13 protein-coding genes and 2 pseudogenes are annotated in these 14,780 nt (G+C 71.2%); 8 read left to right on the plus strand and 7 right to left on the minus strand.

The window, feature by feature from the left end; translation table 11 throughout:
• Positions 1-642 precede the first annotated feature (642 nt).
• Positions 643-939 (minus strand): chorismate mutase, encoded by a 297-nt coding sequence (locus ACFWBB_RS28905; protein WP_385278166.1) that lies wholly within the window; start codon positions 937-939, stop codon positions 643-645.
• 340 nt (positions 940-1,279) lie between these two features.
• Between ACFWBB_RS28905 and guaA the strand changes: the two genes are divergently transcribed.
• On the plus strand, positions 1,280-2,860 hold the full coding sequence (gene guaA, locus ACFWBB_RS28910; protein ID WP_385278168.1) for a glutamine-hydrolyzing GMP synthase: 1,581 nt from the start codon (positions 1,280-1,282) through the stop codon (positions 2,858-2,860).
• 29 nt (positions 2,861-2,889) lie between these two features.
• On the opposite strand, the gene ACFWBB_RS28915 is transcribed toward guaA, so the two are convergent.
• Both ACFWBB_RS28915 and ACFWBB_RS28920 read right to left on the minus strand, forming a co-directional pair.
• Positions 2,890-3,363, minus strand: coding sequence for a pyridoxamine 5'-phosphate oxidase family protein (locus tag ACFWBB_RS28915; RefSeq protein WP_385278170.1), 474 nt, complete (start codon positions 3,361-3,363; stop codon positions 2,890-2,892).
• Positions 3,364-3,468: 105 nt separating this feature from the next.
• Complete coding sequence (locus tag ACFWBB_RS28920) at positions 3,469-4,095, minus strand: hypothetical protein (RefSeq protein ID WP_385278172.1); 627 nt, start codon at positions 4,093-4,095, stop codon at positions 3,469-3,471.
• Positions 4,096-4,205: 110 nt separating this feature from the next.
• Here ACFWBB_RS28920 and ACFWBB_RS28925 point away from each other — a divergent pair, with 110 nt between their 5' ends.
• Positions 4,206-5,000, plus strand: a complete 795-nt coding sequence (locus ACFWBB_RS28925; protein WP_385278174.1) for a class II aldolase/adducin family protein — start codon at positions 4,206-4,208, stop codon at positions 4,998-5,000.
• Between the two features lie 180 nt (positions 5,001-5,180).
• On the opposite strand, the pseudogene ACFWBB_RS28930 reads toward ACFWBB_RS28925, so the two are convergent.
• Positions 5,181-6,113: pseudogene (locus ACFWBB_RS28930) on the minus strand (DUF4429 domain-containing protein); the annotation flags it as partial.
• A gap of 201 nt (positions 6,114-6,314) precedes the next feature.
• Between ACFWBB_RS28930 and ACFWBB_RS28935 the strand changes: the two are divergent.
• Together ACFWBB_RS28935 and ACFWBB_RS28940 are read left to right on the plus strand one after the other, a co-directional pair.
• Complete coding sequence (locus tag ACFWBB_RS28935; protein ID WP_385278176.1) at positions 6,315-7,604, plus strand: hypothetical protein; 1,290 nt, start codon at positions 6,315-6,317, stop codon at positions 7,602-7,604.
• A 316-nt stretch (positions 7,605-7,920) separates the two neighbouring features.
• Positions 7,921-8,454, plus strand: coding sequence for a DoxX family protein (locus tag ACFWBB_RS28940; protein ID WP_385278178.1), 534 nt, complete (start codon positions 7,921-7,923; stop codon positions 8,452-8,454).
• 90 nt (positions 8,455-8,544) lie between these two features.
• Here ACFWBB_RS28940 and ACFWBB_RS28945 read toward each other — a convergent pair.
• Positions 8,545-9,168, minus strand: a pseudogene (locus ACFWBB_RS28945) (IS630 family transposase); the annotation flags it as partial.
• Positions 9,169-9,429: 261 nt separating this feature from the next.
• Here ACFWBB_RS28945 and ACFWBB_RS28950 point away from each other — a divergent pair.
• From ACFWBB_RS28950 to ACFWBB_RS28965, 4 genes are all read left to right on the plus strand, one after another.
• Positions 9,430-9,771 (plus strand): helix-turn-helix transcriptional regulator, encoded by a 342-nt coding sequence (locus ACFWBB_RS28950; protein ID WP_351186968.1) that lies wholly within the window; start codon positions 9,430-9,432, stop codon positions 9,769-9,771.
• A complete protein-coding gene (locus ACFWBB_RS28955; RefSeq protein ID WP_385278181.1) occupies positions 9,768-10,724 on the plus strand; it encodes a hypothetical protein in 957 nt (318 codons plus the stop codon). The genes ACFWBB_RS28950 and ACFWBB_RS28955 overlap by 4 nt, the downstream gene beginning before the upstream one ends.
• Before the next feature lie 202 nt (positions 10,725-10,926).
• Complete coding sequence (locus tag ACFWBB_RS28960) at positions 10,927-11,739, plus strand: phosphatase PAP2 family protein (protein WP_385278183.1); 813 nt, start codon at positions 10,927-10,929, stop codon at positions 11,737-11,739.
• Between the two features lie 176 nt (positions 11,740-11,915).
• Entirely contained in the window at positions 11,916-12,596 is a 681-nt protein-coding gene (locus ACFWBB_RS28965) for a helix-turn-helix domain-containing protein (protein WP_385278185.1), read from the plus strand.
• 16 nt (positions 12,597-12,612) lie between these two features.
• Here the strand turns inward: ACFWBB_RS28965 and ACFWBB_RS28970 are convergent, their stop codons facing one another.
• Positions 12,613-12,858: a hypothetical protein gene (locus ACFWBB_RS28970; protein ID WP_385278187.1), complete on the minus strand. Its 246-nt coding sequence runs from the start codon at positions 12,856-12,858 to the stop codon at positions 12,613-12,615.
• Entirely contained in the window at positions 12,845-14,344 is a 1,500-nt protein-coding gene (locus ACFWBB_RS28975) for a PspC domain-containing protein (RefSeq protein WP_385278222.1), read from the minus strand. The genes ACFWBB_RS28970 and ACFWBB_RS28975 overlap by 14 nt, the downstream gene beginning before the upstream one ends.
• Positions 14,345-14,780 lie beyond the last annotated feature (436 nt).

A 14,780-nucleotide genomic window follows, 5' to 3' on the forward strand; every position in this document is an offset into this window, starting at 1 on the left:
CCCCGATCACCGACGTCCTGGCGGAGGCGGAACATCCCGCGTCGCGCTCCGCGGGATTCCTCGGACGGCGGAGGCCGGCTTCCCCGCGGCCCGGAACGCCATGAAGTGAGTGCCGCGGGCGTGACATGACGAAGGGCCTCGCGGGACGGAGCCGCGAGGCCCTTCTTTATCGTCAGCACCGGCGTCAGGGCAGCGCCGGTGCCTGGGAGCGGCGCCGGGGGGTCGCGCCGCTGGCCTGGACTTTTGGCAGTGCGGGCAACGCGCGTCAGGCGGTTGCCACAGGGGGACCTGGGCCTGTTCGGGGCTTTCTACGCATCGTGCTGGATGAGCGCGGCCCCCGCAACCGTTTGACCCGGCCCTTGTGCATTTTTGCATTTTTCGCCGGTCGGCTCGGCCCCGGGCGTCCCCGAGGCCGGCCGTTCTCTTGGGTGACCGGGCTGCTGTCCCCTGCCGTCCGGTCACTTGTCCGGAGCGAGGTCCCACGGCGCACGCCACGATCCGTACGCCTCATCGCTCCAGCGAGCCACGCGTGGTTATTCCGGGCCCGCCCCTGGCTGGAACGGACACCGGGACCAACGAGGCCGTCCGGGAGGCGGTCACGCGCCCGTACGGGTGAGAGCGGAGCCGGACCGGCGCCCGACCTCAGACCCGGCCCCGGCACAGTTCGAGCAGCGTCATCGCCAGGGAGGTGCCGGGCTTGCCCAGGGCGTCCCGGTAGTGGCCGAGGACCTCCATCTCGCGGGAGAGGTTCACGCGACGGCCGCCGGAGGTGATCCGCGCCTCCTGGATGACGGCGGAGACGGCCATCCGTTCCTGGATCAGACCGATGATCCGGTCGTCCAGTGCGTCGATGCGCTCACGGGCGCCGGTGATGACGTCGGCGGCGTCGGAGGTGCGGGCGTCGGAGGTGCGGGCGCCGGTCACGTCGATGGCGGTCATGGGGGCTCCTGTGGTGAGTAGGGGTGCCCCTGAGCGGCAGGACCCGGGAGAACGACAGGCGCCCCGGGCCTTGTCGGCCCGGGGCGCCTGGGAAGTCGCTTGTCAGTTGCTCAAGCAGCACGACCATGGCAGCCGGTGGGCCGGTTGCCATAGGTAAAGAGGAAGGTCGTGTGCGAAAGCATGCGGCCAGTATGCAGGGTCGCCGGGTGAGGTCAAAGGCGGTTCGCGGGGCCGTTCGCATCCTGAGACGCGGTGGTGCCTCCGGCCCGGGTCCGCTCCCGCGCCCACCTCGGTAGAATCGGGTTACACAGAGACCCCGCCCCACCGCCGGAAGGCCCCCGTGTCATCAGCGACTCCTACTGCCGCCGCCCCCGACACCGTCCTGGTCGTCGACTTCGGCGCGCAGTACGCCCAGCTCATCGCCCGTCGAGTCCGCGAGGCGCGGGTCTACAGCGAGATCGTGCCGAGCACCATGCCGGTCGCGGAGATGCTCGCCAAGAACCCGGCGGCGATCGTCCTCTCCGGCGGCCCGTCGTCCGTGTACGAGGAGGGCGCCCCCCGTCTCGACCGAGAGATCTTCGAGGCCGGCGTCCCCGTCTTCGGCATGTGCTACGGCTTCCAGCTGATGGCGCAGAGCCTCGGCGGCACGGTCGACAACACCGGCGCCCGTGAGTACGGCCGCACCGACCTGCACGTCTCCCGCTCGTCCTCCACCCTCTTCGAGGGCACCCCGGACGAGCAGGCCGTGTGGATGTCGCACGGCGACGCCTGCTCCGCCGCCCCCGAGGGCTTCGTCGTCAGCGCCTCCACGGACGTCGTCCCGGTCGCCGCCTTCGAGAACGACGAGAAGAAGCTGTACGGCGTCCAGTACCACCCCGAGGTGATGCACTCCACGCACGGCCAGCAGGTGCTGGAGCACTTCCTGTACCGGGGCGCGGGCCTGAGCCCGGACTGGACCACCGGCAACGTCATCGACGAGCAGGTCGCCGCCATCCGCGAGCAGGTCGGCGACAAGCGCGCCATCTGCGGCCTCTCCGGCGGCGTGGACTCGGCGGTCGCCGCGGCCCTCGTGCAGAAGGCCATCGGCTCCCAGCTGACCTGCGTGTACGTCGACCACGGTCTGATGCGCAAGGGCGAGACCGAGCAGGTCGAGAAGGACTTCGTCGCCGCGACCGGCGTCCAGCTGAAGGTCGTGGACGCGGAGGAGCGCTTCCTCACCGCCCTCAAGGGAGTCTCGGACCCCGAGGAGAAGCGGAAGATCATCGGCCGCGAGTTCATCCGCGTCTTCGAGCAGGCCCAGGCGGAGATCATCGCGGACGACGGCCCCGAGGTCGCCTTCCTCGTCCAGGGCACGCTCTATCCGGACGTCGTCGAGTCCGGCGGCGGCACCGGCACCGCGAACATCAAGTCGCACCACAATGTCGGCGGCCTCCCCGAGGACCTCGAGTTCCAGCTGATCGAGCCGCTGCGCAAGCTGTTCAAGGACGAGGTCCGCATGGTCGGCCAGGAGCTCGGCCTGCCGGAGGAGATCGTCCAGCGCCAGCCGTTCCCGGGCCCCGGCCTCGGTATCCGGATCGTCGGCGAGGTCACCAAGGACCGTCTCGACCTGCTCCGCGACGCCGACGCGATCGCCCGCGAGGAGCTGACGGCCGCCGGTCTCGACCGGGAGATCTGGCAGTGCCCGGTGGTCCTCCTCGCGGACGTCCGCAGCGTCGGCGTCCAGGGCGACGGCCGCACCTACGGTCACCCGATCGTCCTGCGCCCGGTCTCCTCCGAGGACGCCATGACGGCCGACTGGTCGCGCCTGCCGTACGACGTCCTGGCGAAGATCTCCACCCGGATCACCAACGAGGTCCGCGACGTCAACCGGGTCGTCGTCGACGTGACCTCGAAGCCGCCGGGCACCATCGAGTGGGAGTAGGCCCTGCCGGGACCCTCTGAGAGAGGGGTTCAGGTCCGTTTGAGGGTGCGCACCGGCTCTCCGGGCTTCCAGACCTGGGCGACCAGCCAGGTGTCGTCCTCGACGTAGGTCCGTACGACCTCCGTCAGCTCGGTGCGGAAGAGGTGGAACGGCTGCGGCGGTTCCACCTCTTTCACGTACGCCGCCATCGCCTCCCCGTCCGTCACCTCGACCGCCCGGCCCGCGATCCGTACATCGCCCCCGCCCGTCCCGGTGCCCTCGCCGGGGTTGGCCTGGAGGCAGAAGCGCGGGTCGCGGCGCAGGTCGAGGACCTTGAGCGAGTCCGGCATCATGCCGAGCCACAGCTCGCCGGCGAGGAAACGGACCTCGATGCCGCAGGTGCGCGGGGAGCCGTCCTTGCGGAGGGTCGCGAGGACGTGGTGCGTGAAGGCCCCGAAGCGTTCCTCGGCGGTCTTCGCGAGTTCGGGTTCCGCTGCGGCGATGGCCGCCCAGTTCGCTGTCATACGGCGAGTGTGACCCTGATACCCGACATCCTCTGTCCGGTATCGCTGTCGGTCTGCCGGCGCGTGTGTCTGCCGGTACGCCTGTCGGTCGCGCTGTCCGTCGGGTCAGAACCCCTGCGGCACCGGCCGTACGTACCGCTCCCGCCCCGCCGCGTCCCGCACCGGCGTGCAGCCCGCCGCCGTGAGCCGCTGGGCCAGTTTCGCGCGCCGCCTCGTGTTCAGCCGCAGGGCGCCCAGCATCAGCAGCGGCATCAGAACGGCGAGCGGGAGCAGCACGGCGTACGTGCCGGTCAGCGGGGCCATCAGCAGGAACAGCGCCGCCGAGCCCCAGCCGATGGCCAGCAGCTGCTTGCGGTTGGCGGCGGCGCCGAGGGCGTCGTGGCGGATCATCGCCGTGATCACGTCCACGTCCCCCTGCGCCTCCGGGACCGGGGTGAGCGAGCCCAGGTACATGCCCGGCACCGGGCGGCCCGGGCCGGGGTCGGGGAAGGCCGCGGAGTTCGCCGCGGCCTTCTGCCGCGCCCAGGGGCTGGGGTCGCGCACAAGCTGGACGTGCATGACGCGGTGCTTGCCGACGAGGCGCACACTCTCGTACCGGAAGCCGTAGCACTCGGCGATGTAGACCAGCGCGCCGAACGTCTGCAACTCCGCGAAGGGGTGGACGAGCTCGATGGCGTCGCGCGTCGCGATCTGACGCATCAGGGCGGTGATGTGGCGGTCGGCGATACTCAAGGTGTGCTCCGGAGGTGACGGAAATCGTCATCTTTACATAACGGCTCTGCCCTTTTGCGCTGCCCGACGGTAACTTCCGCGTCGTAAAGCAACCCAGTGCTGGAGGACCGATGCACGGGCCCACGCCGCCTGCCCCGCTGCCCACCGACCGGCTGCAGTTCGCGCTGCCGCCGATGCACGACTCGGTGGAGGACGAACGCCGCCACCGCAAGGAACGGCTGGCCGGTGCGGTACGGATCTTCGGACGGCTCGGCTTCGAGGACGGCGTCTCAGGGCACATCACCGCCCGCGACCCGGAGTTCGACGACTGCTTCTGGGTCAACCCGTTCGGTATGTCCTTCAAGCACGTCACCGTCGGTGACCTGGTGCTGGCCAACGCCGAAGGACAGGTCGTCGAGGGCCGCTACCACGTCAACCAGGCGGCCTTCACCGTGCACGCCCAGGTGCACGCCGCCCGCCCCGACGTCGTCGCCGTGGCGCACTGCCACTCGGTGCACGGCCGTGCCCTCGCCGCGCTCGGCGAACTGCTCGACCCCATCACCCAGGAGAGCTGCGCGTTCTACGAGGACCACGCCCTCTACGACGCCTACACCGGCGTTGCCGTCGACGCGGAGGAGGGGCGGCGCATCGCGGCGGCGCTCGGCTCCCGCAAGGCGCTCGTGCTGCGCAACCACGGGCTGCTGACGGTCGGCGACTCGGTCGACGCGGCCGCCTGGTGGTTCGTGTCGATGGAACGCTCCAGCCAGGTCCAGCTGACCGCGCGGGCGGCGGGCCGGCCCGTCCTGATCGACCACCGGGCGGCGGTGGCGACCCGGGAACAGCTCGGCGGCGACCTCGTGGCCTGGATCAACTACCAGCCCCTCTGGCAGGACATCAGCCGCAGCGAGCCGGATCTGCTGAGCTGAGACCCGCCCTGCGGCGGTGCCCTGGGAGTCCTGTCCCGCAGCCGCGTCCTGCGAGCCGCGCCGCCTGTGACCGTGTCCTGTGGGTCACGTCCTGGAACGCGTCCCTCTCTCCCTCTCCCTCGCTGCCTCCCTCTCTGGCCCCCTCTCCGCCTCCGACTCCTTCTCCGTCTCCGTCTCCTGGAAGCCGCTCAGTACGACCGCCTTGATCCGGGCGAACTCCTCGTCCGTGAGCACTCCGTCCCGGTGCAACTGGCCCAACTCGCGCAGCCGGCGGAGCAGCACGTCGTGGTGGTCGGCCGGGGGCGGGACGGCCGCCGTGAGCCCGCGCCTGCGGACCGGCCCCCCGTACCCGAGCTCCTGCCCGCGCCCGGGCCCGTACCCGAGCTCCTGTTCCGCTCTCGTGCGGCCGGAGGGGTGGGGGAGCCGGGCGGTGACCGCGGTCGCCACCAGTGCCGTGAGCAGGTCGCGGCTCACGTTCCCCCACAGATCCAGGGCGTACGGGTCCTTCTCGGCCGGCAGTTTCGAGAACACCGTCTCGCGGGTCACGAACCGCAGGAAGCCGTCCTCGTATCCCGAGTTGGGCAGCCACTCGATCCGCACGACATCGCCGACGTCGATCACGCGCGGGCCCGTCGCCCGCTTCACCCGGTCCGACGTGTCCGCCCAGTCGACCCGCACCTGGGTGCCGTCGAAGGAGACGGTGCCGTCGGAGCAACGCACGGAGACCGGAACCGGCGGACCCGGCAGGAGATAGGCCTTGGTCGGCTCGCCCGGGATCCCGTCGAGCAGCAGCGCGTGCCGGATCTCCTCGGCGAGGTACTCGGCGACCCCGGAACGGTCCACGTCCACGACGAGCCGGTACGGATCGGCCGGGCCGGGCAGCCGCCCGCCGGTCGCCTGCAACAGCGGATCGGCCCCCTCGCGCAGCCGCATCCGCAACCGGCCGCGCTTGCGTTCGGGCTCGTAGACGATCCCGGCGACCGCCTCCAGGGGCACGCTGATCTCCCCGTACGTCTGCCGGAACAGCGGTACGGAGCGGTGGAGTCCCGGTGTGATCCTGACCGTTGTGCCGTCGAAGGCCCAGGTCCCGTCACGCTGGATGATCTCGGCCATACGGAAATTCTCGCAGCCGGGTCAACACGGCCCTGCCCGCTTCACCCGTGCTGACCAGACCTGCCGGGAACGGAGGGTGTTCCCGTAGGGCACAATTCGCTGTCATTGCGGGGGAGTTGTTCACAGGCGGCGGCCGGGATCCACACCGGGTTCCTCGAGGGCCGCCATCCGATCGGGTCGTGGGGAAGGCGGGCGTCGGACATGGCGGTGCAGGAGGCGAGACAGGGCACGGAGTCGAGCCGGGGGCCCGGCGCGCACGAGGGCGGCTGTACCTGCGGGGACTGCCCGCACGGGGCCCGCGCGGGACACCGGCGAGCGGTGGCCGAGTTCCTGCTGCAACGGGACGGGTTCGCGGCCGGACACGGTCTGCCGGCCGCCGTCGCCCACTCCGTCTCGGCCTCCCGGCAGTGGGTCTCCGAGGAGCTCACTCAGTCCGCGGAACTCGTCGCCGAACGCGGCCGCGCCGAGGGCGAGGCCTGGCTGTCCCGCCTCTGGCTCCGCACGGCGGTCACCGTGTGGGTGGCGGTCGTCGCCCTGTTGCTGGTGCAGTCCCTGACCGCCATCGGCGCGGGCTGGACCGACGCCCGCACCGCCGGACTCATCGCCGCACTCCTCGTCGCCGGCGCGCTGACCGCCGCCTCCTGGTTCCACCGGGCACGCGGCGGTGCGCTGGCCCCCGTGATCGGCGAGGACAACCGCCTCTCCACCTCGCGCGCCGTCGCCGCCGCCTGGGTGCTGCTCGTGGCCTACGCGGTGCTGGTCCTGGTGGGCCGGCTCGCCGCCGCCTCGGGCCACGCCGAACGCGACGCGCTGCTCTCCGGGCTCGACCTCGCCCGGGGGGCCGGTGCGGTGACCGTCCTCGCCGTGGTCTGCGGGATCGCGGTACTGGTACGCCGGGTGGTCGGCCTGCGCATCCTCGCCCAGCGGCTGCAGAAGGTCCGCGCCCATCGCCCCCGGGCGGCCGACCTGCTGACCGACGACGCCGGCCGCGGTACCTTCGCCGACATCCAGTACGTCGTGATCGGCGCCGTCGCCCTGGTCTTCGCCGCCGTCCGCCTGGCCCGCCGCCCCGACCAACTGCCCGACCTGCCCTGGGGCCTGGCGGTCGTGGTGCTGGTCTCGGCCGCGACCTACCTCGCCGGCAAGTACGCGGAGGGCGGCCGCCCCGTCATCCTCTCCGTCGTCCGCTCCCGTGAGGCCGGCGACCTCGACGCCCCGATCCGCACCGGCGACGACATCGAGATCCGCGGCGCCGGATTCGTCCCGCCCGGCGCCCAGACCGCCGATCGTCTCTCCCGCATGGTCGTCCGCATCGGCCCCGTCCATGTGCACGTCCCCCTCGTGCCGGTCACGGGCGGCTTCAGCAACCCCACCGACGCCGTACTCACCGTCCCCGTCCCGGCCGACGTGGAACCGGGGCGGGTGGACGTACAGGTCGTCACGGCTGCGGGAGCCGAGACGAACCGCTACGCGATCGACGTCACGGACTGAACCGGGGTCGGGAGCGTGGACGGGGGCGAGCAAGAGCGGACGGGGGCGGGACGACACCGGTGAGCCGAACCGACCGGTGAGGTGGGGTGGGGTGAGGTGAGGTGGGGTGAGCCGGTGAGAGGGGACGAGCCGGACCGAACCGGTGGGGCGGGGGTGAGCCGGTCAAGCACAGGCGGTCCACCGGGCGGAGTGAATCGATCTGGAGAAGTGAACCAGCGGTCCCGAGAGCTCGTGCGAACAGTTGAGCGTAGCCCCCATTTCGTACGTATGGTCTGTTGAGGGTTCCACCACTCCGGGCGAGAGGCGGCTACGGGCGATGACTCACGGCATGCGGACGGATACCCACCCCCCCTACCTCGACGGCGGCGGCCGTGACTGGCGGGACACCGCCACCCGTTACGCCCTCCTTCCCCTGCGGATCTTCCTCGGCGTCACCTTCATCTACGCCGGCCTCGACAAACTCACCGACGGCGCCTTCCTCAAGGGCAGCGGCGCCGGCTCGGTCGGCGACACCATGCGTGCCGTCCGTGACTCCTCGGCCGTCCCGGCCCTGGTCGACATGGCTCTGAAGAGCCCCGTCGGCTTCGGCTACGCGATGGCCTTCGGTGAACTCGCCGTCGGTATCGGGACGTTGCTGGGCGTCCTCACCCGACTCGCCGCACTCGGCGGCGCGCTGATCTCGCTCAGCCTGTGGCTGACGGTGAGCTGGGCCTCGGACCCGTACTACTACGGCAACGACCTCCCATACATGTTTTGCTGGGTTCCTCTGGTGCTGGCTGGGGCGTCCGTCTGGTCATTGGATGCCCTGATGAGGCGGCGACGGCGTGGACGGGGCCAGGCGGCTGCCTGATGACCGGCTGGGGCTGCTTCTAGTGCCACATCAGGCAACGTTCGCCCTGTTCACGACCTCGCGGAGGCGTTCGTCGGCGGCGTGCTCGTTTCACCAGATGATGTAGCGACGGATCATGCTGCCCTGGTCGAGTTGTCGAGCACGATCGCGATGCGGATCTCGGGCGGGTAGAGGCTGCGCAGGCAACGGCAGAACTCCAGGAACCTGGTCCGTTTCTTCCTCGACTTGATGTGGCCCCGTAGAGCTTGCCCTTGGCCAGGTCATAGGCGGCGAACAGGTGCCGGACCCGTGCGGGCGGGTGTAGGTCGCCCGCCGGCGGGGCCTCGGTTCCCGGGCGGGGTCCTTGTGGCGGCCGCCACGTTCGGTCCACTGCCGCCCGGGGTGGGGCTGGAGGTTGAGCGGCCCGAGCTCGTCCATGCAGAAGACGACTTCGGGCTCGCCTTCCTCGGGTATGACCTCACCGTCGGCGATCGCGTAGAGGTGTTCGACCTGGGCCTTATTGGCCGCGTGGTCCGGGTCGCGGGAGGTCTTCCAGGACTTCAGGCGTTGAAAGGAGACGCCTTCCTTACGGAGCAGGATGCGCAGGCCCTCGTGGCTGATGTCGTCGAACGCCCCCTCGGCTACCAGGAAGTCGGCCAGCTTGGCTGGGCTCCAGGCCGAGCACGGCAGGCCGTGCTCGGCTGGCTTGGACTTGGCGATCTTCTTGATCTCCCGGCCGGTCCGGGCGAACAGGATCTGGTCCATGGAAGATCCAACGGAGGCGAGACGGGTCCGGCGGACACGGTGGGAATGACATTCCGCTCGGCCCGGATCAGGTCACGGCGAGCATCCGCCAACGCCGCGCGGGTGCGTCGAGGAGATCGCCGTCGCGCCCGCCGGCCGGGAGAGAGTGACGCTCGCCGCGGGCGTGGAAGTGCTGTCGGTGATCACCCAGGGCTGGCAGATATATTTCGTAGCTCGATATATACTCGGTGCATGACCAGACGGAATCCGCCCTTGACGGAACCGCAGTACTTCATCCTTGCTGCACTCATGGATGGTCCGTTGCACGGTTACGGCATCATCAAGGCTGCCGAGCAGGCCACCGACGGGCGGCTCCGGATCGCTGTCGGCACTCTCTACGGCGCGCTGGAGCGGATGGAGCGGGCCGGGCTGGTGGCCGCCGGCCATGAGGAGATCGTGGACGGGCGGGCGCGGCGCTACTACCGGCTCACCGAGGACGGCACCGAGGCGCTCGGCCGGGAGGCGCTGCGGATGCAGCAGGCGGCGGCCGTCGTCATCGGACACTCGCGGGACGCCGGAGCGGCCCCGGCATGAATCGTCTGCTGCTTGCGGCCTATCCCGAGCCCTACCGTTCCCGGCAGGGAGAGGAGGTGCTGGCCTGCCTGTCCGAGGCGTATCCCGGCCGCTCCTGGCCCCCGCCGCGGGAAGTTGCCGCCCTGGTGCGCGCCGGGGTGCAGGCCCGCGCCCGTGCCGTCGTCGACGACACGGCCCGGCCGTGGTGGCTGGACGGCATCCATCTGGCCGCCCTGGCCCTCGCCGCGCTGGCGCTGGTTCCGTACTTGCAGGATGTGTGGCACTGGGTACTGCACATCGACCCCGGACAGCACGCCATCGCCTTCCACTTCTCCGGCTGGTACCCGTGGGCCGAAGGTCCCACGCGGATACGGCTGCTGCCCTACGGGCTGCTCCCGCTGGGCTGCCTGATCGCCCTGCTGCGCGGCAGACCGTGGATCGCGCTGCCGGCCGCGGCAGCCATGATGTGGGCCGGCGCCACGTCCCACGGCCGCACCCTCTTCGGCGACGAGGGCAAGGCGGGCCTGGGCTACTACGGTCTCGGCGCCCCGATAACGGCCCGTGACCTGGTGCTGTCGGGGGCACTGTGCGCCGCGTGCGCCGTGCTGGCGCTCTGCCGTCCCAGCCGTCTGCGACGCCGCTCGTACCGCTGGCTGGCCCCCGTCTTGCTCGCCATGTTCGTGGCCGGGGGCCTGCACATCATCTCCGTCAGTCCGGCTTTCCAGCGCGGTTTGTTCGTCCTCGAAGTCGCCGCGCTGATCGCCGCGTGGGTGGCGACGGCCGCCACCGGCGACCACCGGTGGCTGATCCCCGTCGCGGCGTTCGCGATCGTCCGCACGCAGGCGATCGTCGTCCGGCCGGACGCGTTCATGCAGTCCTTTCCGGACCTGGTCGTCCTCATCCTGCTGATCGCACCCCTCCCCGCCCTGGCGATCGCCGCCCAGCGCCGACAGGGGCAGGCACTCGCCGAATAGGAGCGGACCCCCGGTGGGCCGGCCGAGCCCGGCGGCCCACGTCGTGCCGCAAGACGTGCGTGACCGAACTCCCCCCTACGGAAGAAACAGAGCGATGACTCAGCACGATTCTCGGTCCCTGCCCGCGCACCGTCCGGGGGCCTCGAGGCAGGCCCCCGAGGCCCCTGACGCCCCCAGCCCGTCGCGTACGACACGGCTGTGGATGCCGGCTCTGCTGTACACCCTGGGGTTCCTGACGGTCTACCTGCTCGCCATCTGCACCCCGTGGGGGCAACGAGCTGAGAACGCCCTGTTTGGTCTCGGTGAACAGGGCGGCGAGGAAGCATGGATCTATCCCCTGTCAGGATCGGCCTACGGCTCGACGCCCCTGCCGCCGCTGGAATTGAGTGCCAAGCCCACCGTGATGGTGGGCCTGGCCGTCATCGTGGTCCTCACCCTGGTGCGGCGGTGCTGGTGGCCGGGGTGCGCGGCGCTCGGGGTCGTCATTTTCACGACCGGAGGCAAGGATGTGCTCAAATCGACGCTGCCCCGCCCCGATCTGGTGGGCGCGCCGGAGAATCTCCTTGATCAGGGTTTCCCCAGCGGGCACACGGCCATCCCCGCCGCGCTGACCCTCGCCGCCGTCCTCGTGGTTTCCCCCCGCATTCGCCCCTACGTCGCCACGGCCGGTGTGCTGTGGCTCGCCTGCATCGCCGCCGCCAGCGCGACCATGGGCGGCCACCGGCCCAGCGAAGTGCTGGGAGCCACACTGTTGGCCTGTGCCTGTTACGGCCTCGCAACCTGGCTGCTGCCGCCGGCCGCCGTGCCAGGCGCCACGCGGAGCCCCCGTGCGCTGCCCGTCATCACCCTGACGCTGGCACTGGCCGTCGCCCTTGTTTCCGGCGCACGGAACGACACCCTCACAAGGTCACTGGTCTCCGCGGCGACGGCTTTCATATGTGCGGCCCTGGTCTGGTACGCCGCAGTCGGGCGGCCCGCACACACCGCACGCCGCACACGCCCCGCCCTGGACTGACCACCCGGCCGGCTCCGGGCGGGAACCGGCGCATCCTGGCAAAGCGGCGGTCCCACGCCACCGCCCAGTCGTAGAAGCCGTCGACGCCCGAGCGGGGATGCGCTACCGCCCGGCGCGTCCTCCCGTAGTCCGGTCAACAGGCCGGTGTCGCCCGGCGCGGCAACCGGACGGCCAGAATGATCACGTGGCTGAAACGAGTGCAGGTCCGGGAGATCGACGATGACGAGGGCCGGCGGCTGCTGCGGATTATCCGCAGGGGCACCGGGTCGCCGGTGACCTGGCGGCGGGCCCAGACGGTTCTGCTGTCCGCGCAGGGGATGCCCCTGGCGAAGATCGCCGAAGTGTCGTTCACCAGCGACGACCGGGTCCGCGATGTGATCCATAACTTCAACACCGACGACTTCGACTCGCTCTACCCGAAATACAAGGGCGGGCGGCCCAGGACGTTCACGCTGCCCGAGCGCCGCGAGATGAAGAGATCGCGAAGTCCAAGCCGACTGAGCACGACCTGCCCCTTTTCCACCTGGAGTCTGTCCGAGCTGGCGGACTTCCTGGTCGCAGAGGGGGTGATCGACGACATCAGCCACGAGGGCCTGCGCATCCTGCTCCGTAAGGAAGGCGTCTCCTTTCAACGCCTGAAGTCCTGGAAGACCTCCCGCGACCCGGACTGCGCGGCCAAGAAGGCCCGCGTCGAGCACCTCTACGCGATCGCCGACGGGGAGGTCCTGCCCGAGGAAGGCGAGCCCGAAGTCGTCTTCTGCATGGACGAGTTCGGCCCGCTCAACCTCGGGCGGGGGCCCGAGCCGGGTAGGAACTTCGGCCGACCGGGCCCCTCCGACGCGTGGACCGTGGGCTGAGGGGGCCGCTTCCGGGTCAGGGGGTCGCGCCAGGGCCGGTCCCGGCCGGAGCGGCCCGGTGGGACGTACCCCGTCTTCTGCGGATGCTCCTGGCCACCACGCCCGTCGCGCCCGCCAGGCAGAGTCCGGCCACGACGACCGGGATGACCACGAACCACGGCGTCTCCCAGAGGCCGCCCGCGTCGCCCGCGTAGATCACGCCCGCGAGGGTGAAGAAGGCGCCGGCGACGAGCCTGCCCGGCCGGAACTCATGACGCAGCACGGGCCACCTCCGCCTGTCCCACGCCGACCTGGAGATCGAGGTCGATGATCCCGGCATCCTTCTTCTGACCCGAGATCGGTGACAGGGTCACCTCCTTGTGCTGGTCCGGCTGCACGTCCACGTCCTTCTTGTCGTCGCCCGGCAGCTGGATGTCTCCCAGGCCCACGTCGATCCTCACCTTCACGGTCACGTCCGGCGGCACGATCACCCGCAGTCGGCCCGCCCCCACCTCGGCATTGGTGCTCACCGTCTGTCCCTTCGCGAGTTCGAGCCGGGACAGGTCCAGGGTGCCGTCCCCGGTGCCCAGGTCGTAGGTCGTCCGTACGGCCGTCACCGCCGTGGGCTGCCACAGCGTGTCGGTCCAGCGCGTGCCGATGTCCTTGGGCAGGACGGTCGTACCGGCCAGCAGGGCCGCCGTGACGATCGCCAGGAACACCGAGCCGGCACCTGTCCGCCCCAGGAACGAGCTGACCGCTATGCCCACGCCGAGCACGATCAGCGCGGTCGCCAGGCCGGCCTGAAGGCTGGTGCCGAGCGGGTGGTCGTCCCAGGTGAGCCGGGTGACGAGGCCACCCGCGAGCACCGCGAGCAGGAAGAGCCAGCCGCCGATCCAGCGCGGGCCGCGCGGTCCGGCGTACGGCTGGCGCGGGGCGCGTATGTCCTCGGGTCGGCGCGTGTGGCCGACGAGGTCGACGTTGATGGCCGCGGTGAAGCCCCGGTCGCGGACCTCCCAGGGGCCCCACAGATAGCCCGTGCCGCCGTCGTGCGTGCCGTCCTTGACGATCGGGTCGCGCCACCAGGAGGGGTAGGCGGAGGGGACGGGCGGTGCCTGGGCTTCCGGCGGGGCGTCGGCCACGGCCTGGGCGGCCAGCGGGTCGGGGTCCGAGGAGTCCCGGTGCCGAGACCAGTAACCGGCGCCCGCGAGAAGGAAGGAGACGACGACGGCGAAGGTCAGCACACTGCCGTTGTTCAGCATCGAGAGGAACACCCCGCAGCCGACCAGGGCGAACAGCACGGCCGCCAGCGCCTGCCCGTCGACCCGGCCGGTCAGGAGCTTGCGCACCTCGTTCTGCTCCTCGTCGACGCAGGGGACGAAGAGCCAGGCGAAGCCGTAGAAGATGAGCCCGATGCCACCGGTCGCGGAGAGCACGGCGAGCGTGATCCGGAAGATCACCGGGTCCATGTCGCACTGCCGTCCCAGGCCCGCGCACACCCCGGCGAGCACTTTGTGCTCACGGTCCCGCCGGAACCTGGGCGGAGGCCCGACCGCTTCGGTGCCCTGCGGCGTCCCGGGGCCTCCCGGCCCTGGGCTTCCCCCCGGCCCCTGGCTTGCTCCCGGCCCCGTGCTTCCCTCCGTCGAACCGCCGCCGGCTCCGGTTCCGCCGCCGGCTCCCGCGGCGGTGTGGGCAGCCGCCGCGGCGGCTGTCGCGGCCTCGGTGGCCGCCTCGACCGCTGTCCTGGCCGCCGCCCCCGGCTCCGCCTTCATCCCCGCCTTCATTCCCGTCTCCGTCCCCGTGTCCGCCTTCGTCCCCTCCTCCCCCTCCGCGGTCGCCTTCGTCCCCGCCTCCGCGTCGGCGTCCGCGTCCTCGGACGGGCCCCGCCCCGCGCGCTCTCCCCGTTTCTCGTGCGCGCCCGCCCGCTCGTGCGCGCGAGGTTCCGCACCCGCGGCGCCCCGGGCGCCGGAGGACGGTGCGGCCGCGTCGGACGCGGTGCCCCCGTCGGGCACGGCGTCCGCGGCGTGCTGGTGATCTGTCATGAGTCCATGGTGGCGGGAGAGCCGCCCTCGCGGCAGTCGGAACGACCCTGGTCGGACCCTGATATCGGCCCTGATCCGGGGCGGGGGAGGCGTTCGAACCGCCGGGGTCCCGGAGATCAGGGGCGTCTCGGGGGCGAACCCTGATGCCCTGGACCGGCGCCCGTGT

The sequence above is a fragment of the Streptomyces sp. NPDC060000 genome, from assembly GCF_042737375.1.
In the GTDB taxonomy this organism is placed as follows: Bacteria; Actinomycetota; Actinomycetes; order Streptomycetales; family Streptomycetaceae; genus Streptomyces.